The 20,597-nt window shown below is 71.4% G+C and carries 24 protein-coding genes; 21 read left to right on the top strand and 3 right to left on the bottom strand.

All coding sequences use genetic code 11. From position 1 onward, the window contains the following. Positions 1 to 310 precede the first annotated feature (310 nt). The 14 genes from VF746_04775 (at position 311) to VF746_04710 (ending at position 11,005) form a co-directional block, all read left to right on the top strand. Complete coding sequence (locus VF746_04775; protein HEX8691711.1) at positions 311 to 898, top strand: hypothetical protein; 588 nt, start codon at positions 311 to 313, stop codon at positions 896 to 898. Between the two features lie 280 nt (positions 899 to 1,178). Next, positions 1,179 to 1,607: a hypothetical protein gene (locus VF746_04770; GenBank protein ID HEX8691710.1), complete on the top strand. Its 429-nt coding sequence runs from the start codon at positions 1,179 to 1,181 to the stop codon at positions 1,605 to 1,607. A 194-nt stretch (positions 1,608 to 1,801) separates the two neighbouring features. Then, positions 1,802 to 2,353 carry a GNAT family N-acetyltransferase gene (locus VF746_04765; protein HEX8691709.1) on the top strand — a complete coding sequence of 184 codons (552 nt, stop codon included), beginning with the start codon at positions 1,802 to 1,804 and terminating at the stop codon, positions 2,351 to 2,353. 224 nt (positions 2,354 to 2,577) lie between these two features. Then, positions 2,578 to 3,381 carry a nuclear transport factor 2 family protein gene (locus VF746_04760; GenBank protein ID HEX8691708.1) on the top strand — a complete coding sequence of 268 codons (804 nt, stop codon included), beginning with the start codon at positions 2,578 to 2,580 and terminating at the stop codon, positions 3,379 to 3,381. A gap of 36 nt (positions 3,382 to 3,417) precedes the next feature. After that, entirely contained in the window at positions 3,418 to 4,863 is a 1,446-nt protein-coding gene (locus VF746_04755; protein HEX8691707.1) for a DUF4403 family protein, read from the top strand. 416 nt (positions 4,864 to 5,279) lie between these two features. Beyond that, a complete protein-coding gene (locus tag VF746_04750) occupies positions 5,280 to 6,095 on the top strand; it encodes an SDR family oxidoreductase (protein ID HEX8691706.1) in 816 nt (271 codons plus the stop codon). Positions 6,096 to 6,377: 282 nt separating this feature from the next. After that, entirely contained in the window at positions 6,378 to 6,848 is a 471-nt protein-coding gene (locus tag VF746_04745; protein ID HEX8691705.1) for a hypothetical protein, read from the top strand. Positions 6,849 to 6,977: 129 nt separating this feature from the next. Beyond that, on the top strand, positions 6,978 to 7,469 hold the full coding sequence (locus tag VF746_04740) for a hypothetical protein (GenBank protein HEX8691704.1): 492 nt from the start codon (positions 6,978 to 6,980) through the stop codon (positions 7,467 to 7,469). 73 nt (positions 7,470 to 7,542) lie between these two features. After that, positions 7,543 to 7,890, top strand: a complete 348-nt coding sequence (locus VF746_04735) for a TfoX/Sxy family protein (GenBank protein ID HEX8691703.1) — start codon at positions 7,543 to 7,545, stop codon at positions 7,888 to 7,890. A 362-nt stretch (positions 7,891 to 8,252) separates the two neighbouring features. Continuing rightward, positions 8,253 to 8,624 carry a hypothetical protein gene (locus tag VF746_04730; GenBank protein HEX8691702.1) on the top strand — a complete coding sequence of 124 codons (372 nt, stop codon included), beginning with the start codon at positions 8,253 to 8,255 and terminating at the stop codon, positions 8,622 to 8,624. 48 nt (positions 8,625 to 8,672) lie between these two features. Continuing rightward, on the top strand, positions 8,673 to 9,230 hold the full coding sequence (locus tag VF746_04725) for a hypothetical protein (protein HEX8691701.1): 558 nt from the start codon (positions 8,673 to 8,675) through the stop codon (positions 9,228 to 9,230). 114 nt (positions 9,231 to 9,344) lie between these two features. Next, entirely contained in the window at positions 9,345 to 9,806 is a 462-nt protein-coding gene (locus VF746_04720) for a hypothetical protein (GenBank protein ID HEX8691700.1), read from the top strand. A gap of 200 nt (positions 9,807 to 10,006) precedes the next feature. Further along, on the top strand, positions 10,007 to 10,402 hold the full coding sequence (gene msrB, locus VF746_04715) for a peptide-methionine (R)-S-oxide reductase MsrB (protein ID HEX8691699.1): 396 nt from the start codon (positions 10,007 to 10,009) through the stop codon (positions 10,400 to 10,402). A 216-nt stretch (positions 10,403 to 10,618) separates the two neighbouring features. Then, positions 10,619 to 11,005: a hypothetical protein gene (locus VF746_04710; GenBank protein HEX8691698.1), complete on the top strand. Its 387-nt coding sequence runs from the start codon at positions 10,619 to 10,621 to the stop codon at positions 11,003 to 11,005. A gap of 257 nt (positions 11,006 to 11,262) precedes the next feature. Here the strand turns inward: VF746_04710 and VF746_04705 are convergent, their stop codons facing one another. Beyond that, positions 11,263 to 12,066: a helix-turn-helix domain-containing protein gene (locus tag VF746_04705; protein HEX8691697.1), complete on the bottom strand. Its 804-nt coding sequence runs from the start codon at positions 12,064 to 12,066 to the stop codon at positions 11,263 to 11,265. A gap of 169 nt (positions 12,067 to 12,235) precedes the next feature. Between VF746_04705 and VF746_04700 the strand changes: the two genes are divergently transcribed. Next, a complete protein-coding gene (locus tag VF746_04700) occupies positions 12,236 to 12,592 on the top strand; it encodes a hypothetical protein (GenBank protein ID HEX8691696.1) in 357 nt (118 codons plus the stop codon). On the opposite strand, the gene VF746_04695 is transcribed toward VF746_04700, so the two are convergent. Beyond that, the gene (locus VF746_04695) at positions 12,541 to 13,821 is read right to left on the bottom strand and encodes a tetratricopeptide repeat protein (protein ID HEX8691695.1); all 1,281 of its coding nucleotides are present in this window, start codon (positions 13,819 to 13,821) and stop codon (positions 12,541 to 12,543) included. The genes VF746_04700 and VF746_04695 overlap by 52 nt on opposite strands. 216 nt (positions 13,822 to 14,037) lie before the next feature. On the opposite strand from VF746_04695, the gene VF746_04690 reads away from it, so the two are divergent. After that, the gene (locus tag VF746_04690) at positions 14,038 to 14,442 is read left to right on the top strand and encodes a hypothetical protein (protein ID HEX8691694.1); all 405 of its coding nucleotides are present in this window, start codon (positions 14,038 to 14,040) and stop codon (positions 14,440 to 14,442) included. A gap of 186 nt (positions 14,443 to 14,628) precedes the next feature. After that, positions 14,629 to 15,069 carry an OsmC family peroxiredoxin gene (locus VF746_04685; protein HEX8691693.1) on the top strand — a complete coding sequence of 147 codons (441 nt, stop codon included), beginning with the start codon at positions 14,629 to 14,631 and terminating at the stop codon, positions 15,067 to 15,069. A 185-nt stretch (positions 15,070 to 15,254) separates the two neighbouring features. On the opposite strand, the gene VF746_04680 is transcribed toward VF746_04685, so the two are convergent. Beyond that, on the bottom strand, positions 15,255 to 17,102 hold the full coding sequence (locus VF746_04680) for a DEAD/DEAH box helicase (GenBank protein HEX8691692.1): 1,848 nt from the start codon (positions 17,100 to 17,102) through the stop codon (positions 15,255 to 15,257). A 513-nt stretch (positions 17,103 to 17,615) separates the two neighbouring features. Here VF746_04680 and VF746_04675 point away from each other — a divergent pair. The 4 genes from VF746_04675 to VF746_04660 all read left to right on the top strand — a co-directional run bounded on the left by VF746_04675 (position 17,616) and on the right by VF746_04660 (position 20,379). Continuing rightward, entirely contained in the window at positions 17,616 to 18,803 is a 1,188-nt protein-coding gene (locus tag VF746_04675; GenBank protein ID HEX8691691.1) for a CoA transferase, read from the top strand. A gap of 131 nt (positions 18,804 to 18,934) precedes the next feature. Next, the gene (locus VF746_04670) at positions 18,935 to 19,453 is read left to right on the top strand and encodes a hypothetical protein (GenBank protein HEX8691690.1); all 519 of its coding nucleotides are present in this window, start codon (positions 18,935 to 18,937) and stop codon (positions 19,451 to 19,453) included. Positions 19,454 to 19,715: 262 nt separating this feature from the next. Continuing rightward, on the top strand, positions 19,716 to 19,988 hold the full coding sequence (locus VF746_04665) for a hypothetical protein (GenBank protein ID HEX8691689.1): 273 nt from the start codon (positions 19,716 to 19,718) through the stop codon (positions 19,986 to 19,988). Then, positions 19,981 to 20,379, top strand: coding sequence for a type II toxin-antitoxin system VapC family toxin (locus tag VF746_04660; protein ID HEX8691688.1), 399 nt, complete (start codon positions 19,981 to 19,983; stop codon positions 20,377 to 20,379). The genes VF746_04665 and VF746_04660 overlap by 8 nt, the downstream gene beginning before the upstream one ends. Positions 20,380 to 20,597: the final 218 nt, after the last annotated feature.

Here is a 20,597-nt window from a genome sequence, read left to right as displayed (position 1 = left end):
CGGGTCTGACTCAGGAACGGGCTCTCTCGCACCAATGAGCTTACCGACCTCTTTGCCGACGCCACCCGCCCAATTTATGCTCCCACACCCGTTTCATCCTCCGTGGTCGCGCGCAGCGCGGTGGTAGACTCAGGATGACAGCAGTGGGGTCGACCTGTAAACGCCGTCCGAGTCGCGTCCCCTGTCCGGCCGGTGGATCGCGGCGTATGTTGTCGAGCCGTCCGGACGGGCGTCCCTCCCGTCCGGCGCATCCGCACCAGCGCGCTCGCCGCGGTCCCACCCGTCACCCGCCTCACACGGAGAACGCCGGATGAAGTACCCCCTCAGCCTCCAGTTCAAGATCCTGGCGCTCGCGCCGCAGATCTCCGTCTTCGACGCCGACGGACAGATCCGCTTCTACGTGAAGCAGAAGGCGTTCAAGCTGAAGGAGGCCGTCAGCGTGTTCGCCGACGAGGCGCAGACGCGGCTCCTCTACACCATGCAGGCGGACCGGGTGATCGACTGGTCGGCGCGCTACCGCTTCCGCGACGCGACGGGCAACGAGATCGGCTCGGTGAAGCGCCAGGGGATGAAGTCGCTGTGGCGCTCGCGCTACGACATCATGCGCGGCGAAGAGGTGGTGGCCACCATCCAGGAGGAGAACCCCTGGGTGAAGGTGATCGACCGCCTGGTGGGCGAGATCCCGATCATCGGCATGCTCACCGGCTACATGTTCCACCCCGCCTACTCGGTGCAGCGCACCGGCGACAACACGGTGATCATGCGCGCCGTGAAGGAGCCGGCGTTCCTCCAGGGGAAGTTCCGCATCGAGGAGAAGGTCAACGTCCCCGAGGAAGACGAGGTGCGGGTGATCCTCAGCCTCTTCATGATGCTGCTGCTGGAGCGCCTGCGCGGCTGAGCGCGTCTCCGATCGTTCGGGCGGGGGACCGGGACGCGCTCCGGTCCCCCGCTTTTCTCTTGCCGCCCCGCCCGTCCGCGGGCAACTTTCGCCCGGTGATCCACCCTCGCCCGTTGCGATGCCGGTACGAACGTGGCATGGCAGGACGCTTGCTGGCTGTGTTCGTCCGATGTGGTCATGATGCACCATTCGTCACCACGTCCGATTCGCCGGACCGTTTTACCCGGTCCTCCTGCGACCGCCGCCCGGCCGTCGTCATTCTCATTGAGGAGGGTGTTTCATGCGCCGAAGTTCACTCTCGCTACTCGCCCTCGTCGTGGTCGCGTCGGCCTGCGTCTCCGGCGGCCCGACCGAGCAGGAGATCGTTGACAGCCTCGAAGCTCAGCTTCGGTCGGTGGCCGGGCCGTGGACGGGAACATCCGCCCCGCTCACGCTGGCATTCCAGCTTTCCGAAGGCCCCGGCACCGCCGTATCCGGCAGCGGCACGATGAAGGAAACCGCCGCGCCGGGCAGCGTGCCCATCACCGTCGCCGGTACCTTTCAGCGCCCGGTGCTATCGCTCACCATCAGCGGGATGGTGTTCGAAGGACGGTCGGTGCAGGGAACGATCCAGGGAAGCTATACCACCGTCGGGGGGATCTCCGGACCGCTGCACTTGACCGGTACGGGGTACGCCCGGGACATCACGATCCTGCTGCAAGAGAATTGAGCAGGGGTCGTCGGCCCGCGGGAGCGCAGCGACGAGCCGCGGCAACGACGGCAGGAAGCCTCGCAACCCCGCGAGGCTCCGAGAAACACATCCCACCGTTGAAGGGCCTATGCCTGTCATCGCCATCGACCCGAACCGCGCGCGGACGAACGTCCGCCGACGAAGACCGACGATGACCCCAACACGGGCCCAACATGAACAGCACGATCCTGAAGACGGACCGCCTGGAGCTGATCGGCTGCACGCCGGAGCTGCTCCGCGCGGAGGGTGAGGACCGCGCGCGCTTCGGCGCGCTGCTGCAGGCGCGCGTCCCCGAGGCGTGGCCGCCGGAGCTGTACGACGACGACGCGCGGCTGTACACGCTGCGGATGGCGGAGGCCGCGCCGCAGGACGAAGGGTGGTGGTTCTACTACATCCTCCTCCCGGACGACGGGGGCGGAGGCCGCGAGCTGATCGGCCTGGTGGGATACAAGGGCCCGCCGGCGGACGACGGGACGGTGGAGGTGGGCTACGGCGTCGTCCCCGAGCACCGGCGCCGCGGCTACGCCAGCGAGGCGGTGGGCGCGCTGCTGGAGCGCGCGTTCGGCTTCCCGCGGGTCACCCGCGCGATCGCGGAGACCTATCCCGAGCTGGTGCCCTCCATCGGCGTGCTGGAGAAGCACGGCTTCGCCTTCGCCGGCGACGGCTCGGAGGAGCGGGTGATCCGCTTCGAGCTGCCGCGCGAGCGCTGGGAGGCGCGGCGGTGAGATGACAGGGCCGTTTCGAAACCGGCTGCCACACGGATTCTCTCGATTGGTATATGTCGCGAAGCATGGTAGATTCTTCATACGCGCCCCGGCCATCTCCGCGCTCCCCTCAGACTCGGAATGACAGTCGAGAGATGTTCAGACGCCTGTCCCTCGCAGCCCTCGTTCTCGTAACCGCCTGCGCGCACGCGCCCGCCGCCGGGACGGAAGATCAGCTGACTTCGATGGTCGAGGCGGAGCGGGCGTTCGCGGCGTCGGCGGGGCCGCTGGGGGTACGCGACGCGTTCCTGCGCTCCATCGCCGACGACGGGGTGCTCTTCCGCCCCGGGCCGGTGAACGGCCGGCAGGCGCTGGAGAGCGGCCCGTCGCCGCCCATCGCCCTCTCCTGGTACCCGGTCTACGCGCGCATCTCCGCCTCGGGCGACCTGGGCTTCACCACGGGGCCGTACCAGGTGCGCCCCAACCCGTCCGCCGCGCCCACGGGGCAGGGGCACTTCGTCACCGTCTGGCGGCGCGGGCCCGAGGGGTGGCGGTTCGTGTCCGACCTCGGCACGCCGCACCCGGCGCCGGGCGCGCAGCTGCCTCCGTGGGAGCGGCCGGCCGCGGCCGGGACCCCGCGCGCGGCTCCCGCCGCGGGCGAGGCGGAGGCGCGCGAGTCGCTGCTGGCGGCGGACCGCGCCTTCGCGGGTGTCGCGCGGGAGCGGGGGCTGGCGGCCGCGATACTGGAGCACGGCGACGACCAGGTGCGGCTGCACCGCCCCGGCGCCTTCCCGGCGATCGGGCGCGAGGCGGCTCCCGCGCTGGCCGCGCTCGACGCGCGCCGCTACTCGGCTGTGCCGGGGCAGGCGCACGTGTCGCGCGCGGGCGACTTCGGCTACGTGATCGGCGAGTACCGGCTGGCCGACGCCAGCGGCAACGGGCGCGCCGAGAGCGGCTGGTACGAGCGCATCTGGGTGCGCCGGGCGGGCGCGCCCTGGCGCCTGGCGCTCGACATCGTGAGCCCGCGCCCGCCCGAGCGCGAGGAGTGATCCTCCCTCGCCCCCACCCTCCCACCCCGCCCGCCCGTGCGCAGGAAGCTCCTCGTCGCCGCCGCCCTCGTCCTCCTGGTCCTCGCCGCCGCGGGCGGGGCCGTGCTGTGGATCGCCTCGCGCGGCACCCCGGTCGACGTCCCCGAGCCGGCCCCGGCCGGGGCGTACCGGGCGCTCCCCGAGCCGGAGCGCTCGGTGGTGCACCTCCCCGTGACCCTGGCGCTCGACTCGCTGATCGGGAAGGTGGAGCGGGCCGTGCCGCGCGGCGACAACGACGAGGACGAGTGGAAGCCGCTGGGCGAGTTCCCCGTGGTGGGCACGCTGTACGTGAAGCAGATGTGGGAGCGCGACCCGCTGCAACTCACCCTGGGCGGCGAGCGCCTGGAGGTGGGCGCGCACGTGCGCTATCGCGCCCGCATCGCCGAGCGCGCGTGCGTGCCGGTGGCGGGGTGCCGCTGGGTGACGCTGGCCTCGTGCGGGCACGACGGGCCGATGCCCACGCTCGACGTGGGGCTCCGGACCGACGTCGCCTGGAAGCCCGACTGGACGGTGGTCCCCCAGACGCGCGCCCGCCCGGTGCGCGCCGGGGTCCGCTGCCGCCTCACCCGGGCCAACGTGGACGTCACCGAGCGCGTGGCGGAGCTGGTGCAGAAGGAGCTCGGCAAGGTGGCCCCGCAGGTCGACGCCGAGCTGCGCGAGGAAGTCGACCTCCGGCGGCGGGTGGAGGACGTGTGGGGCGAGATCCAGAAGCCGATCAAGGCCGCCGACGGCGTCTACCTGCTGCTGCGCCCCGAGTCGGTGGCGGTGGCGCCGCCCCGGGCCGACGGGACGCGGATCGGCACCGAGGTGGCCGTCACCGTGCGCCCCAAGGTGGTGATCGGCGACCGGCCGGCGGTCGACTCGGTGCCGCTGCCGGCGTACGGCCCCTACTCGCCCGGGCGGGGCTTCCGCATCGCCATGACGGCCGAGCTGACCTTCGTGCACGCCAGCGAGCTGCTCCGCGAGGCGCTGGTGGGGAAGAGCCACGAGGTCCGCGGCCGCACCGTGCGGGTGAGGGACGTGCGCCTCTACGCCGGCGGCGGCGACCGCGTGGTGATGGCGGTGCGGGTGGGCGGCGACGCCCGCGGCACCCTCTACTTCGTGGGCACGCCCCGCTACGACGCGGCGGCGCAGGTGGTCTCGGTCCCCGACCTGGACTTCTCGGTGGAGACGAAGAACGTGCTGGGCGGCGCCGCCAGCTGGCTCCTCTACGAGCGCCTGCGCGAGCAGATGCGCGCCGCCGCGCGCTTCGGCGTGGGCGAGCGCATCGCCGAGCTCAGGCAGGACGTGAACGAGGCCATCAACCGGAACCTGAGCAGCGCCGTGCGCCTGAGCGGGAGGATCGACACCATCCACCCCGTGGGCGTGGTGGTGACGCCGCAGGCCGTGGCCGCCGTCGTCGAGTCCGAGGGCCGCGCCCGCATCGACATCACCATCCGCTGACGGCGAGACGAACTGTCATCGCCGACTCCAAAACGGTGTCATCCTGAGGGCGCGTGCTCGGAGCTCGCCTCGTCACTGGAGCTTATGCGCCCGAAGGATCTATGGGCAGCCCTGCACCGGGGCCGGCATCCCGGCGGGGCCCCACCCATAGATCCTTCGGTCACCGCCCGGCATCGGTGCGGACGGCGGGTGCCCAGCAGCGGCTTCCTCAGAGACTTTTGAGAAACGTCACTCTGGCAGCTTGACCGGCCTTCCAAGTCGATGATTCAGGGCTCCTAGACGGCAATCTGCCCTGTAAATCAGCATCATTCGACACCAGAAACCACCATCGGGGCCTGTGTGGATCGGTTTCTCAAAAGTCTCTCAGGGTGACATCGTTGGGGAATTCCAGTGAAGACCTTCGACCCTGGGCTTCTATGAGCGCCGCGCCGTTCCGTGACAACGTGGTGGTCCTGACCGGCGCCTCGGCCGGGATCGGGCGCGAGATGGCGCTCCAACTCGCCGCGCAGGGGGCGCTGCTGGCGCTGGCCGCCCGCGACGCGGCGAAGCTGGAGGAGGTGGCCGCGGAGTGCCGCGCCCGCGGGGCCCGCGCCCTCGCCGTCCCCACCGACGTGGGCGACGAGGCGCAGTGCCGCGCGCTGGTGGAGCGCGCCGTGGCCGAGCACGGGCGGATCGACACGCTGGTCAACAACGCCGGGATCGGGATGTGGGCGCGCTTCGACGAGATGACGAGCCTGGAGCCGTTCGAGCGGATCATGCGCGTCAACTACCTGGGGAGCGTCTACTGCACCTTCTACGCGCTCCCCCACCTCAAGCGGACGCGCGGGCGGATCGTGGGCGTCAACAGCCTCACCGGGAGGACGGGGGTGCCCACGCGCAGCGGCTACGCGGCCAGCAAGCACGCCATGGCCGGCTTCTTCGACTCCATCCGCATCGAGCTGGAGGGCAGCGGGGTGACGGTGACCATGGTGTACCCGGGGTTCGTGGCCACCGAGATCCGCGAGCGCGCCTTCGGCCCCGACGGGCGGCCGCTAGGCGCCGGCAACAGCCCCGTGCGCGAGCGCGAGGTGATGGACGCCGCCGAGTGCGCGCGACAGACGCTCGTCGCGGCCGCCCGGCGCCGCCGCGAGCTGATCATGACGCTGCGCGGCAAGGTGGGCGCGAAGCTCAAGCTGGTGGCCCCGGGCCTGGTGGACCGCATCGCGCGGAGGGCGATCGAGCAGGGGAAGTAGGGCGGGAGCCGGTACGGGTACGAAGCACCGGAGTACGCAGTACGGGACAGGGGCTTGGCCGAACCGGGGAGGCGGGGCTAAGTTCAAGGGGCGGACGAGGCTCGCCCCTCCGGCGCCGCCGGCGGGCCAACGCGGGCCAACCTTCGCGTGTCTTCCAGCATCCAATACGGCGCCCCGAACGGACCCGCGGCCCGCAGTTTGTCTCCCGCCGTCAGGATCCGCCGCTCCCGGGCGTTTCCGGTTGGCCGTCCGCCCTCACCCACCCTCCACGGTGCAGCCGCGATGCGACACTCGCGCACCCTCCTCCCGATCCTGGCCCTGGCCGCGCTCTCGGCCTGCGGCTCCACCACCGCGCCCACCGACGAAGATCTGGTGGGCACGTGGACCATCGAGCCCGCGGCCGTCGCCCTCCCCGGCGGCGGGCTGCAGCAGATGACGGTGCACATCGGCGGCCAGGGCGAGTACACGCTGGAGACGGCCACCTACGGCGGCTTCGGCGCCGGCGAGCTGATGGCGTACCAGAAGACGGTGGGGAGCGTGACGGTGGAGGACGGCGGCCTGCACTTCCACCCCACCGGCTCGCTGGGGTGGGACCGGCGCCACGCCGCGCACGTGGACCTGCCGCTCTTCGACGCCAAGGCGTGGCAGAGCCGCCCCGTGCCGTACCAGGTGCACGGCGACCAGCTGGTGCTGCGCGCCCCGGCCGGCGGCAGCGATTCGATGGTGCTGACGCGGCAGGACCAGGACGAGTAGCCCGCCCGACCGGGACGAAAGACGACCGGCGCCCGCCGGCGCGGCCTCGCGGCCGGCCGGCGGGCGCTCTATTTTGCGCGTCCCGGGCGGGGGCTCCCCGCCCGTCCACCCGAGCCCGTCCTTTCCCGCATGGCGGAGCAGTCCGCGGAGGCGCTGCGCAGGCGTCGCAACCTGGTCCTCTTCCTGGCGCTCGCGGCCCTGGTGCTGGGGGTGGGGCTGTGCACCACCGTGCGCGCCCGCGCCGTCCAGCCCGAGGTCTTCTACCCGACCGCCGCCGAGGCGCGCGTGCGGCCGGACGGCTACCTCCCCACGCTCCTGCCCCCGTCGGCCACCGAGATCTACGAGCGCCACGACCGCGAGACCGGCCGGGTGTGGGCGCGCTTCCGGTTCGCCCCGGCCGACCTGGAGCGGATGACCACGGGGCTGCGCCGCCTCTCGCTGGACGAGGCGAGGGCGCTGGAGATCACGGGCCCCGCCTTCACCCCCTGGTGGACGATCAACCCGCGCACCCTGCTGGGCTCGCAGGGCCCCAGGCTGCGCGTCTACGAGGTCGGGGGCGACGCCGCCGGGTGGCTGGTGGTGGACCCGCGCACCGACCTGGCCTTCTACTGGACCCGCTGAGTTTCCCGGTACGGATGATCCGCCGCCGGCTCGCTTCCGTTCGTGATCGGGACCAGACCACGGGAGGACCTCCATGGCCGTGAGCGCCGAGTACCGCGAGTTCGTGCTGGAGCAGCTCGGGCGCGTGACGCCGGTGACGGCGCGGAGCATGTTCGGCGGGGTGGGGATCTACGCCGACGGGCTGTTCTTCGCGCTGATGGACGACGACACGCTGTACCTGAAGGTCGACGACTCCAACCGCGGCGACTTCGAGGCCGCGGGGGCGGGGCCGTTCATGCCCTTCGGCGACGAGCAGCACGTGATGCAGTACTACGAGCTTCCCGCCGACCTGCTGGAAGACCCCGACCGGCTGCGCCCCTGGGTGCTCAAGGCCGTGGACGTGGCCCGCGCCGCGCGCACGCGCAAGAGGAAGCGGGGCTGAGCCGCGGGCGCGGACCGGGTGCGGATGAAAACCGCGCGGGGTTCGCGGGGGATTCCGTAACGTCCCCGCAAACCCTGCCTGCAAGCACTCGGGGTTCCGCCTCGCGCCGGCTGATGATCGTCACTGTCCGTCGCTCAGGCCGCGCTCTCTACGGCTCGGCTGGGAGACCACTCAGGTCCGGCGCTGGGCGGGTTCTGGGTGGCTTGACCCGCTCCTTTGACGCGTTATTCTCTCATCCGCGAGCGTCACTGGCGCTTGTATTTCACCTCACGCATAGGGATTTACTTATGCGCTGGTTGATCCTTCCATTGTTCGCATTCCTTCTTGGTGTAACTGGATGCGACCGCTCGACCCCGACCGCTATGACGCCGAAGCCCGTGGAGCTTAGAAGCCCTGCGCCCGATCCGCACTTCCGCCTGACGCCCGCCGAACGCAGCAAGGTGCTGCCGGACTTCGACGCGGACGCGCTGGAACGGCTGCTGTCGATGGTCATTCCCGAGATGAGGCAAGAAATCCTGCGCCACTTTCAGCCACGTGCCCCCGGCGAGCGCCTCGGGAATCTAGTGCAGTTCTACGATCCGAAGCTTCAAGCGGTGCTGGAGGAGGTGTGGGCGCCATTCTGGGACACGGCGTCAGATGAGGAGATTGAGAAAGACTGGTATGGGATGCCTGGTCGTCTGATCGCGAAGCAGCGCCGAGAAGCGGATCGCCGCCTGCGCGGCGAACAGCAGTAGCACGTCCGCCCACCCTCCGATGCGAGCGATTAACTCATGCGAAAACCGTTGACTTTCGCATTCCTTTGGGGACTCGGCGTGTTCGCACCCGTGCAACTGACGGGTCAGGAGTCCGCGGATGGTGTGGAATATAGTGACGTTCCTTGTCCTCTCGGGCTAAACACAAAGGTCTATGACTACCAGCCGATCCCCTTCGGCGGACACGCTTTCTACACCCAGTGGAACAGCAAGATAACGACTACCCCGCTGCCCTCGTGGAACTGGTACCGTGCGGTACCTGACCCCGACCCGATCTCGGAGGACGGGACGGTGCGGTGGCAAGGTGCTGAAATCATGGTGCACTGTTGGGTTGAACGGAACCCGTACTTTACTCGCTGGCACTATGATTTTGTGGATGCGGTTGGCAGGATCGTGCCTATCAGAGGTCCGAACGAAACCGATGAGGAAGGAAGCTGCACCGACTCGACGGAGTTCCAAGAATCCATCGAGTACGATCCCTTCGCCTCGTCCGACACACGTCCATTCGACAAGTGCGGCAGCGAAGCGGGTAGCGGGGAGCAAAGCAGCGGCGGGGCAGTGTGCGGGATCGACCGATATCGTATATGACTACATCTGTATCGACATTTGGGATGAGCAAAGGGGATGGGTCGAATGGTGGTGTGGAGTCGTAGCGATCTGCAAGTGACCGGACCTGACCTCCAAGTGTAGGGAGAATGACAGATGCGACGCGCGCGCGCACTATTCGCCGCTATCACGCTTGCGCTCCTGAATGCCGGGGCCTCCTTCGCCCAAGCTACGCCGTCCGGGCCGACCCGCGTTCCGGTCACGGTCGCCATCGTGGACTCACTGCCGCGCGGACAGGGACGCTACATCATCTGGCGTCGGGTGAGCGAGGAGCCGCGCGACGTGATCCTGCTGCTCCCGAACGCGACGGCGGACGAATTCTCGGAAGCCGTGCGGTCGCTCATCATCGCCCGTCGCCAGCAGGGGGACACGGCCACCGCCGCCGTGAAGATGAGGACGCGCAGACAAGCGCCGGCGCAACCGCTCCCTCCGCCGCTCCCGTGGGCGGACCGCGTGCTGGCCGAGCTCGCCAGGGCGGAGCGCCGCCAGGTCGCCCAGGTCGGCACGGTGCGGGCGGTGCAGATCTGGCTGCCGCGCCAGGCGGGCCGGCGCCGGTAAGGGTCGAATACGGCGGGTCTACGTAATTTGCAGGGCTTTTCCGTGGTTCCGGCGAGTGTTCCCAGGCACTCGCGACACGCCGGACCACGGGGCGAAGTGCGTGTGGGCGCAAGGGTTGGGGAACCGCGAGGACGGCCGGGGGATTGTCAGGGTGGATGGATCGAACCCAGCAACCCGAACGGGAGAGGAGAGGCGGGACGATGGAGAAGGTCCGCAAGACGGAGGAGGAGTGGAAGGCCCAGCTCACGCCCGAGCAGTACCGCGTGACGCGGGAGAAGGGGACCGAGCGCGCCTTCACCGGCGAGTACTGGGACACGAAGACGCCCGGCACCTACCGCTGCGTCTGCTGCGGGGCCGAGCTGTTCCGCTCCGACGAGAAGTTCGACTCGGGGTGCGGCTGGCCCAGCTTCACGGCGCCCGCGGCGGAGGACGCGGTGGGCGAGCAGGCCGACAACTCGTGGCTCATGCGGCGCACCGAGGTGGTGTGCAGCCGCTGCGACGCCCACCTGGGGCACGTCTTCGACGACGGGCCGGCGCCCACGGGGCTGCGCTACTGCATCAACTCGGCGGCGCTCGAGCTGGACGCGGAACGCTGAGCCGCGTCCGTTCCGTCACTTAGCTCACTTGGCGCCAGCGAAGACCCGGCGCTGCGGCAGGCGGCGCCGGGTGCCCGGAGAGGCCTGTGTTGCGGCGTTTTGGGCGCGGAATGTGGTCACCCCTTGCGGGGCGACATTCCGCGCCATAAGCTATCCAGTGTAATCATTCTGAAAGTGGACATGCCGCACACGGTGCGGTGACCGGGGAGGCGTCTGATGGCGTCGCCTAGAGACGGTGCGTCCGTAGAGACGCTCCGCGAGGCGGCCCGTCTGTACGTGGACGCCACCTCGCTCCGGCACGCCGCGCGCGAGATCGGGATGAGCCCGACCGGCCTGCGCGGCTTCATCGACGGCGCGGACCCGTACGTGAAGACCACCCGGAAGCTCACGGAGTGGTACGTGCGGGAGATCCAGAACCGGAACGCCGAGCTGACCTCCGAGTCGGCCGGCGCCGCGCTCTCGCTGCTGCTCAAGCACTACCCGCCCGCCCACCGCGCTTCGGTCGCGCAGGAGGTGCTGGAAGTGCTCGACAACAGGTGCCGCGAGACGCAGACTCCCCGGCCCGCCTGGCTCGTCGACATGCGTGAGGGCGTGGAGGGCTGACGCCCTCCGCCTCCCACGCACCGGCGCCGCGGTCTGTCCACCCGGCCCCCCCGTGCGCCCCGGCGCACCCGTGGCGGGCAGGCGAAATGCCTGCCCGCCATTCGAGCATCTTCGAACCAGGCCTCCGCCGGTCATTTCCCTACCCTTCGCAGTCCATTTTCTTCTCGCGCCACCTGTCCACTTCCGGTGCCGCGGCGCCTCTTCCGATCCCCGGATGAGCGACGGGCGCCGCTCCCGGTCCGCACCCCTCCCCCCGCTCACGCCTCCCGCAGCGCCCGCTCGGCCCGGCGGCGCTCGCGGCCGGCCTCCCGCAGCTCGCGCAGCACGTCGTTGAAGGCCTGGGCCGCCTTGGCGAAGGCGCTCCCCTGGCGGAGCGTGGTGGTGTCGGTGCCCAGCAGCGTGCCCACGGCCCGGCGCAGCGAGCGGTCGGTGGAGTAGCCGCACGCGTAGGCGGCGGCGTACACCGTGCGCCCGGGGTCGTCCAGGAGCATGCACGCCAGCAGGATGCGCATCCACGCCTGCACCTGGCGCGGCGCGGGGAGGTCGGCGCGCGCGCACCGCCCGGTGAGCGTGCGCGGCGCGATGCGGAGCACCCGCGCCAGCTCCGGCGCCCCCCCTCCCTCCACGGCCACCTCGGCCGCCCCCAGCAGCAGGTTGCGCGCGTCGCTCGAGGCGTACGGCGAGAGCGCGGCCTCGAGCTTCCGCTTGAACGGGCGGGCGTGCGCCTGCCGCAGCCGGGCGTGGACGGCGCGCGGCGACGCTTCCGTCTCCCGGTCGATCACCTCCGCCACGCCCCACTCCAGCAGCGTGAGCACGTCGCCCACGCTCTCGCTCCTGAGCTCCAGGGCGGCCACCACCGTGAGCGAGGGGAAGCGGCGCAGCAGCTCGTGCAGCCGCGGGAACTGCTCGCCCGGCCGCTCGCCCGCGTAGGGGTCCACCAGCACCACCGCCGACGGCGGCGCCCCCCGCACCACGCTCTCCAGCTCCTCCCACGGCACCGGCTCCTCCACCGCGTACGGCGGCGCCAGCGCGTTCAGCCCGCGCAGGGGCGCAGGCTCCAAGACGATGACACGCCGCGTGTTAGCTCGTTTCATCGCGGGTGCTTGTCTTTTCCGGGGCGGTCATTTTCGTCATACTATCCGTTGCGTCGTCCATTTCTCCGGAGGATCTTTGCGGCGCGATTCGGCACTCCCCGCCCTCGCCCAGCTCTTCCTACCGGAGGCAACCCCCATGAGACTGCACCGCACCCTGCCGCTCGCCGCGGCCGTCCTGCTCGCTGCCTGCCAGGCGGGCGACGCGACCGCCCCCACCCTCGCCCCCGCCGACGCACGGATGGAGGGCGTCAACATGGGTGGGAGCGGCGGCTACACGGAAACGAGCGGCACGTCCACCACGAGCGGCACATCCACCACGAGCGGCACATCCACCACGAGCGGCACGGAGACCACGACCACTGACTCCACCAGCGTGACGGGTCGCGGCGTTCAGATGGGCGGCTCCGGAGGCCGAGTGCCCCTCATTTCGCGATCGAACGCTCAGGCTGCAGCCGCAGACGAAGCAGTGGTCAAAGACGAAATCATCCGCTGAGCAAGCGCATCCCCAGGTGAATTCGACCTCGTCGCCGCACGCCTGACCGTTTCTGCAACACGCTCGGACCGGACTGCCGCAAGCGCTGCTTCGGCGCGGTGGGCCGCGTCTGGCTCACCGCGCTCCCGCGCCACGTCGAGGGCGAGATCGAGCGCCTGCACCGCACGGTCCCACTGTGCAAGGCTGGAGGCTCCGAGCCCCAGCTCGATCAGGGCGCTCGCCGAGTAGCGGTTCTGTCGACCGAGCTCGTTGGCGAGTGGCCAGGCTTCGGACCACAGATGCTCGAACGTCTCCCTCTCACCGGAAGCTCCCGCGGCACGGCCGGCGGAAGTCAGGACACGCAGGCGGTCCTCCGCGGTGACCATCAGCGGCTCGAGGGCGAGCAACACCGCCAGGGCGCGCGCGAAGTAGCCACGGCTGATCCAGAGGTAGGCGACGTCGTGCGCGAGCATCGGGAGCCGTTCGTGGTGGATCTGTCTGTACACCTCGAACGCACTGCGCGCATAGTCCTCGGCCTGGGCCCAGTCGTTCAGGGCGAAGTGGACCACGAACAGGTCATGGAGGTTTTCCCCTTCGGCCACGCGCAGCCGGCGGCGGCGGGCGGTGCGGAGGGCCGCCTGGAGCATGCGCGCGGCGTCGCGGTAGTCGCCTCGCTCGAGGAAGGTGTTCCCCAAGCTGTTGAGGCCCTTGGAGTGCGCCTCCCAGTCGCCGGTGCGGACGGCGACGCGGACGGCGCGGCGCAGCCACTGGCCGGACTCCTTGAGGCGGCCGAAGGTGCGCAGCATGCGCCCGGCCACCCAGGCGTAGCGCGGCTGTTCGGGCGAGACCAGCGCAGCCGCCTCGGCGAAGGCCAGGGCGGTGCGCGTGGCCCGCCGCGCCAGCGCCCAGTCGGTGACGCACAGGCACGCCCACGAGATTCGCCCGGCGCCCGCCTGGTCGCCGCGCGCCAGCTCGCCCACCACCACCGCCAGCGGCATGCGCAGCTCGGCGGCGTACGACTCGGTGAGGAGGCGCCCCTCCCACTCCCGCAGCGACTCCGGGTCCAGCAGCGCGCCGCGGTGGTAGGGGTCCTCGGCGGCCCAGAGGAGCACGCTGCGCAGGACGCGCCACACCAGCACCGAGGCGTCGGCGGAAAGCTCGGAGACGGCCTCCAGCCCCGCCACGCTCCCGCCGGGAACGCTGAGGGGCGCGCGGAACTCGACGGGACGCTCGGGAGACGGCGGGGTCATGAATCCTCCTCCAGGATCGCCATGGCGGGGTCGAAACGACATGATTCGTTCCGGCCTATTCTAAGCGCGGCCAGGCAGCACGTCCACACCGCGAATCGACCGCCCCAGAAGCGCCACCTGCAATGCTGCCGGGCACTTGTGCCGCCAAAGTGAACAAAGTAAACTCCACTCGTCTATTCTGTCCACTTATGTACCGTTCGTCCAGGTTCATCTCCGATGACGCAGCGGCCGTCCACCAGCCTCGAGCGCCTGCGCGAGAGCGTCGCCCTGCGCGTGCAGGCCACCTCGCTGCGCGCGGTCGCGCGGCAGGTGGGGATGAGCGCGGCGGGGCTGGAGAAGTTCATCGCCGGCGGGATCCCGTACTCGCGCAGCCGGCAGAAGCTCCAGGACTGGTGGGCGCGCGAGGGGCAGCGGCCGCGCTCCGACATGACCACCGAGGGGGTGGAGATCGCCATCGGCGCCCTGGTGCGCGACCTCCCCCCCGACCGCCGCGGCCCGGCGATGATGGGGCTGGTGCGCTCGCTGCGGGGCTCGTACGAGCTGCAGGGCGGCCTGTGCCCCCCCTGGCTGGAGGAGCTGTGCGAGCGCTGGGCCCCCGCCGACGACGCCCCGCCCCCGTGACGGCTCCGGCAGCCGGCAGCGGACGTACGACGCCCCTGGCCGCCGGTCCCGCACTTCGCACTTCGCACCTCGCACTTCGCACTCCCGCGCACTGGCCCCCGCCCCGCCCGCCCGGTATCATGTCCCGGGCGCGCCGCCGGCCGGCGGGCAGCGGAACCGCGAAACGACTTGCAGGGGAGGACGGGGATGCCGACACGCAGAGCGAGTGCCGTCTGGGAGGGAGGGCTGCAGGGGGGCAGCGGGAGCTTCGACGGCGAGAGCGGCGCGATCCGGGGGAGCTACTCGGCGGGCTCGCGCTTCGGCGAGGCGGGCGGCACCAACCCCGAGGAACTGCTGGCGGCGGCCGAGGCTGCCTGCTACAGCATGGCGCTCTCGGCGGGGCTGGAGAAGGCGGGCTTCACCCCCCAGCGGGTGCGCACCGAGGCGGCCTGCACCATCGAGAAGGTGGGCGAGGGCTTCAAGATCACCACCATGCGGCTGCGGGTGACGGCGAACGTCCCCGGCGTCGACGAGGGCAGGTTCCAGGAGGTCGCCAACGCCACCAAGACCGGCTGCCCCGTGAGCCAGGCGCTCGCCGGCGTGAACATCGAGGTGGAGGCCACGCTCGACTCCTCCGGCGGGAGCTGAGGGCGCCGGGCGGGTGAACCCGCGGCAACAACGGCGAGAAGCCCGCCTGCGCGGGCTGGCTCGGCGCAAAGGCCGGTCTCCGGCGCGATGACGCGGCGTACATGAAAGCGAAACCCCTTCCCGTAGCTCGGGAAGGGGTTTCGCTATTTCCTGCCTGTCACGATCCGCAGCCGCAGCCGCAGGCGCTACTCCCGCGGCCTCGGCGGGCGGCGGATGGTGCGCGTCCCGCCTTCGCGGCCCCCCTCGCGCGGGCCGAACTTGCCGCGCGGGCGAGCGGGGCCGCCCCGGTCGCCGCCGGGCCCGCGGCTCCCGCCCCCGGCGCCGCGCGGCCCGCGGTCTCCCCGGTCGCCCCGATCTCCCCGGTCCCGGTCGCCGCGATCCCGGTCGCCGCCGCGGTCCCGGTCGCCGCGATCGCCCCGGTCGCCGCGGTCGCGGTGCTCGCCGGCGGGCTTGGCGCGGCGGGCGCGGTCGGCGCCGCGGTCGTAGTCCACGCGCACGCTGCGGCCCTTGATGGTGATCCCGTTGACCGCCTGGATCACCCGCTCGGCCACGTCCGCCGGCACCTCCACGATCGAGAAGGTGTCGCGGATGTCGATCTTCCCCACCGCCGAGCCGGGGATGTCGGTCTCGCCCGCGATGGCGCCCACCAGGTCGCCCGGACGCACCCCGTCGCGCTCGCCCACGCCCACGTACAGGCGCGAGACCGGCGCGGGGGCCCGCCCCGCCGGCGCCGTGGCGGCCGGAGCCGCGGCCGGGGCGGGCTCCTCGGCGCGGCGGCGGCGCAGGAGCGCGGCGCACGCGGCCGCCACCTCGGCCGCCGTGTAGTCGTCGAAGAGCGGCTCCAGCACCAGCATCGCCGCGCCCACGTCCTCCTCGGCGAGCGCCCGGCGCACCGCCTGGCGGAAGGCGCGCAGCTCGTCCGCCGCCGACGACGCCTCTCCCGTGATCCCGGCGGGGCGCGCGTCCAGCCCGGCGCGCTCGGCCACCACGCGCAGGTGCGGCAGCTCGCGCGGCTGCACCAGCACGAAGCCGGTCGCCTCGCCCCCGTGGCGGGCCCGCATCGCCTCCTCGTCGGCCGGCACGTCGAAGCTGATCACCGTGCCCGCCGGGCGCCCGCCCTCGCCCGCCAGCGCCGCCAGCGCCTCGTTCGAGCCCACCACGGCGACCGCCGCGTCGGGGTCGTCGGCCTCGCCCACCAGGAAGCCGCGCAGCGCCAGCGCCTCGGCCACCTGCGAGGCGCGCTCGTCGGTGCGGCACACCAGCACCGGCGGCGCCTCGCCCCGGCGCTCGCCGCCCAGCAGCCGCGCCACCACGTCCACCTTCTCGCGCTCCGACACGGGGACGTAGCCGACCACGCCCGTCACCTCCCGCGCCTCGGCCTCGTCCGGCACCGCCGGCTGCGGCGGGTAGCGCATGGCCCGCTTCACCCGGCGGTCCACCAGGTCCTGCACCGCGGAGGTCGTCTCGGCGCTGAACACCACGCGCTGCGCCGTGCGGGGGACGTGGTCGAAGAGCGTCTCCAGCGCCTCCCAGCCGCCCAGCGCCTCCACGTCGCTGGCCCCGTCCACCACCACCGCGTCGAGCGCGTCGAGCTTCACCCCCGAGCCGCGCACCGCCTCCATCACCTCCGTGGGGGTGGACACCAGCACGTCGGCCCCGCCCGGCGGCGTCCCCCAGCCGGGGCCCGAGGCGGTGACCGCCAGTTCCACCGCGGCCGCGTAGGGCACCAGCGCCAGCGCCGCGCGCTCGGCGGCCTCGGCGGTGGGCACCAGCACCAGCACGCGCGTGCCGCCGGCGGACTCATCGCCCTCCTCGCCTTCCTCCGGCTCGCCGCGCGCCTCGATGCGGTCCAGCACGCCCAGCGCCCAGGCCAGCGTCTTCCCCGAGCCGCTGGCGGCGCGCGCCACCAGGTTCCCCTCGCGTCGCAGCACGGGGATGGCCGCCTGCTGGAGCGCGGTGGGGTGATCGATCCCCTCCTCCTCCAGCGCCATCCGCAGGGGCTCGCGGAGCCCGAGGTCGTTGAACGAAGCCATGGAGTCTTTCCCCGTCCGTCCGGATCTGGATGTGGTCTCGCGAAGGGCCGCCGATCTGGCGCCCGCCGTTCTCCTGCACAGCGCGCGCCGCGTCTCTGCACTGCAGTTCTGGGCGTGTCCCTCCGCTGCGCTCCGGGCCGGGCTGCGCGCGCGGTAAGGCAGCAAACAACGCTGCCTAACCGCGCCGGGCCACCGCCGCGACGATACCCCGTGTCGCGGCGGCGTCCCGGCCCTCCGGGCGCGCATCCCTCACGCAGAAGCAGGGAACAGGGGACAGGTTACAGGGGACGGCCAGCACCGAATCCCGACCGTCGCACCGAGGGGTAAAGTCCACCCTCTCCCGAAGTTGGGAGAGGGTTGCCGCTCTAAGGCGGCGGGTGAGGGCCCGCGCCGAAGTCTCCGGAGCAACCGAGATCGTCCGCGGAGCCGCCCCACCCGTGCCGCCGCCGTTGACCGCCCTTCCGCGCGGGGCTATGCTGCGCGCCCGATCTCCCGTCCTCCTCGACCCGGCCGATGACGACGTCCCGATCCCACGAACCGCCCCCGCTCTCCGGCCTGCGCGTGCTCGACCTCTCGCGCGTGCTGGCCGGCCCGCTCTGCACCATGATCCTGGGCGACCTGGGCGCCGACGTGGTGAAGGTGGAGCGCCCCGGCACCGGCGACGACACCCGCGCCTGGGGCCCGCCGTGGGCCGAGGGGCCCCAGGGGCGCGAGGCCGCCTACTACCTGTCCGTCAACCGGAACAAGCGCTCCGTCGCCGCCGACCTCAAGACGCCCGCGGGCCGCGCCCTGGTCCTGCGCCTGGCGCAGGGCGCCGACGTGCTGGTGGAGAACTTCGCGCCGGGGACCATGGAGAACTTCGGCCTCGGCTACGACGAGCTCTCGCGCGGCAACCCGGGCCTGGTCTGGTGCTCCATCACCGGGTACGGGAGCGACGGCCCCGAGGCGGGGCGGCCGGGCTACGACTTCGCCGTGCAGGCGCGCGCCGGGTGGATGGCCGTCACCGGCGACCCCGAGGGCGCGCCGACCAAGGTGGGCGTGGCCGTGGTCGACGTCCTCACCGGCCAGAACGCGGCAATCGCCATCCTGGCCGCCCTGCGCGAGCGCGACCGCGGCGCCCGCGGGCAGCGCGTGGAGGTGTCGCTCTTCGACTCCGCGCTGGCCGGGCTGGTGAACGTCACGCAGGCCGCGCTGGTCACCGGCCGCGAGCCCGCGCGCTGGGGGAACGCGCACGTGACCATCGTCCCCTACCAGGCGTTCGACGCCGCCGACCGCCCCTTCATCGTGGCCGTCGGCAACGACGCGCAGTGGCGGCGGCTCTGCGCGGCCGTCGGCGCCGACGACCTGCTGGCCGACGAGCGCTTCGCCACCAACCCCGGCCGCGTGGAGCACCGCGCCGAGGTGGTCGGCGCGCTGGCGGCCCGGCTCGGGACGCGCCCGGCCGCGGAGTGGCTGGCGCTGCTGGAGACGGCCGGCGTCCCCTGCGCCCCCGTGCAGAGCGTGGGCGAGGCCCTCGGCGACCCCGTCCTCACCGCGCGCGGCGGCCTCTGGCCGATGGCGGGCGACACCTACGGCAGCGTCGAGACCGTCGCGTCGCCGCTGCGCTTCACCCGCACGCCGCCCACGCTCGCCCGCCCCGCCCCCTCCCTCGGCGAGCACACGGCCGAGGTCGAGCGCGGCGGGTGGGACGGGGTCGGATAGTCCCGCCGGGTGGAGAATCGTCCCCATTCGTGCCCGCGGATGCGCAGTTTGTCCATCTCGCGAACCTCTTTTGCAAACATGTGTAGCAGGGCCGCAAGTCCAAGTCAAAACCCTGTAAGGAGTTACTCGTCATGCGACGTTCGGTTGTTCGTCTCGTCCTTCCAGCCGCCGCCACGCTGCTCGCGTTCGCGGCGCCGGTGTCGGCGCAGTCCATCTCGGCGGTCTCGGTCGGCGGCGGAATCATGGATTACGACCTGTCGGGCACCGGCAACGTGCCCTCGTTCAACCTGCGCGTGGAGGCGCCGCTCTCCCGCAACTTCCTGCTCGAGCCGGGCGTGATGCTCTCCCGCCCCCACCTGCAGGGCGGCGACGACGCCACGATGCTGATCCCCGAGATCCAGGGCCAGTTCCAGCTTCCGCTGGGGCCCGTGGCGCCGTACCTGGGCGCCGGGATGGGCGTGGTGCTCGGCTGGGGGCCTGAGGACCGCGGCGGCTTCGAGACCGAGCTCGCCCCCTCGGTGGGCGCGGGGCTGCGCATCGACGCCGGCGGGCTGCTCGGCTTCGTGGTCGACGGCCGCATCCACGGCATGGGCTTCGACTTCGACGGCGTCACGTCCGAGCTGACGGTCGGCGTGCGCCTGCGCCGGTGATCGCTCCGGCCGCGGCCGGGACTGACACGCGAAACGCCTCCGGGACAGCCCCCCGGAGGCGTTTTGCCGTCACGTCGATGATCTCGGCGACGTTCGGGAACCCGGCGCGCCAGGAGGCTCTTCGGACAGACGAGAGTCGGATCGGGACACCGGTCGCACATCTGTGCCAGGGGTGGCGGAGTTCAGGCGGGGAGGCGGCCGAGCTTGGAAGAAGAGCGGCAGGACTGTACATTCAGGACAGACCCCGACTGGAAGGTGCCGCGTGGCGAAGCGATTGATCGACATCGATGACGGGCTGGACGATGCGCTGAAGAGGGAGGCGTGCCGGCGCGGCACGACCGAGGGTGCTATCGTAGAGCTGGCGCTGCGGCAGTATCTCTTGGGCGAAGAGCCGGCGGAGATCACCGACCCTGACGAGGTGCAGGCAGTCCTGCAGTCAGCCGCAGGCTTATGGAAAGACCGGACGGACATCGATCTCGCAACGCTGCGTCGGGCGGGAGACGAGCGGCTGGAGCGCCTGTTCGGGGATGACTGAGCCGCTCCTCGTCGAGACTGACGTTCTGGTCGATACCGACATCCTGATCGACGCCCTGCGCGGCTTTCCGCAGGCACTCGGGTTCATCAAGAGTAATCAGCCGCAACTCAGGCTGTCGGCAATCACAGTGACCGAGTTGTACACAGGGATTCGTGATCCCGAGCTCGAGCAGGTTCGAGATCTCCTCGGGATTTTTTCTATCATTCCCATCGAAAGCGACATTGCCCGGAGAGCCGGACTGATTCGGCGCCAGTATCTGCGGAGCCACAACCTCGGCTTAGCGGATGCACTGATCGCGGCAACTGCCCAGGAGGCAGGCATTCCGCTGGCGACGCTCAACCGCAAGCACTTCCCGATGATGCAGGTGGTCACGCCGTACACGAAGCCGTGATGGGGTGAGCCTCATGTAAAAGGACGGGGCGAGATCGCGATGGTCTCGCCCCGTCCGCGTTTCCATCGTGGAAAGTCTCATACCACGTTTCCGAGCATTGTTCTGGTTCGCGAGAAACAGATTGGCATCACACAGAGGACACGGAGGACACGGAGAGAACTTCAATCTCTTCCGCTGTTCCTCTGTGTTCTCTGTGCCCTCTGTGTGAGACCTTTTCA

The organism is Longimicrobium sp. (genome assembly GCA_036389795.1).
GTDB lineage: Bacteria > Gemmatimonadota > Gemmatimonadetes > Longimicrobiales > Longimicrobiaceae > Longimicrobium.
The sequence above is the reverse complement of the archived record's forward strand: the minus strand, read 5'-3'. Positions and strand labels throughout refer to the sequence as shown.

Bases quoted from the DNA above. Each gene is read 5' to 3' on its own strand.
- VF746_04775 (HEX8691711.1), top strand. From the start codon at position 311: ATGAAGTACCCCCTCAGCCTCCAGTTCAAGATCCTGGCGCTCGCGCCG.
- VF746_04770 (HEX8691710.1), top strand. From the start codon at position 1,179: ATGCGCCGAAGTTCACTCTCGCTACTCGCCCTCGTCGTGGTCGCGTCG.
- VF746_04765 (HEX8691709.1), top strand. From the start codon at position 1,802: ATGAACAGCACGATCCTGAAGACGGACCGCCTGGAGCTGATCGGCTGC.
- VF746_04760 (HEX8691708.1), top strand. From the start codon at position 2,578: ATGGTCGAGGCGGAGCGGGCGTTCGCGGCGTCGGCGGGGCCGCTGGGG.
- VF746_04750 (HEX8691706.1), top strand. From the start codon at position 5,280: ATGAGCGCCGCGCCGTTCCGTGACAACGTGGTGGTCCTGACCGGCGCC.
- VF746_04745 (HEX8691705.1), top strand. From the start codon at position 6,378: ATGCGACACTCGCGCACCCTCCTCCCGATCCTGGCCCTGGCCGCGCTC.
- VF746_04740 (HEX8691704.1), top strand. From the start codon at position 6,978: ATGGCGGAGCAGTCCGCGGAGGCGCTGCGCAGGCGTCGCAACCTGGTC.
- VF746_04735 (HEX8691703.1), top strand. From the start codon at position 7,543: ATGGCCGTGAGCGCCGAGTACCGCGAGTTCGTGCTGGAGCAGCTCGGG.
- VF746_04730 (HEX8691702.1), top strand. From the start codon at position 8,253: ATGACGCCGAAGCCCGTGGAGCTTAGAAGCCCTGCGCCCGATCCGCAC.
- VF746_04720 (HEX8691700.1), top strand. From the start codon at position 9,345: ATGCGACGCGCGCGCGCACTATTCGCCGCTATCACGCTTGCGCTCCTG.
- msrB (HEX8691699.1), top strand. From the start codon at position 10,007: ATGGAGAAGGTCCGCAAGACGGAGGAGGAGTGGAAGGCCCAGCTCACG.
- VF746_04710 (HEX8691698.1), top strand. From the start codon at position 10,619: ATGGCGTCGCCTAGAGACGGTGCGTCCGTAGAGACGCTCCGCGAGGCG.
- VF746_04700 (HEX8691696.1), top strand. From the start codon at position 12,236: ATGAGACTGCACCGCACCCTGCCGCTCGCCGCGGCCGTCCTGCTCGCT.
- VF746_04695 (HEX8691695.1), bottom strand. From the start codon at position 13,821: ATGACCCCGCCGTCTCCCGAGCGTCCCGTCGAGTTCCGCGCGCCCCTC.
- VF746_04690 (HEX8691694.1), top strand. From the start codon at position 14,038: ATGACGCAGCGGCCGTCCACCAGCCTCGAGCGCCTGCGCGAGAGCGTC.
- VF746_04685 (HEX8691693.1), top strand. From the start codon at position 14,629: ATGCCGACACGCAGAGCGAGTGCCGTCTGGGAGGGAGGGCTGCAGGGG.
- VF746_04680 (HEX8691692.1), bottom strand. From the start codon at position 17,102: ATGGCTTCGTTCAACGACCTCGGGCTCCGCGAGCCCCTGCGGATGGCG.
- VF746_04675 (HEX8691691.1), top strand. From the start codon at position 17,616: ATGACGACGTCCCGATCCCACGAACCGCCCCCGCTCTCCGGCCTGCGC.
- VF746_04670 (HEX8691690.1), top strand. From the start codon at position 18,935: ATGCGACGTTCGGTTGTTCGTCTCGTCCTTCCAGCCGCCGCCACGCTG.
- VF746_04660 (HEX8691688.1), top strand. From the start codon at position 19,981: ATGACTGAGCCGCTCCTCGTCGAGACTGACGTTCTGGTCGATACCGAC.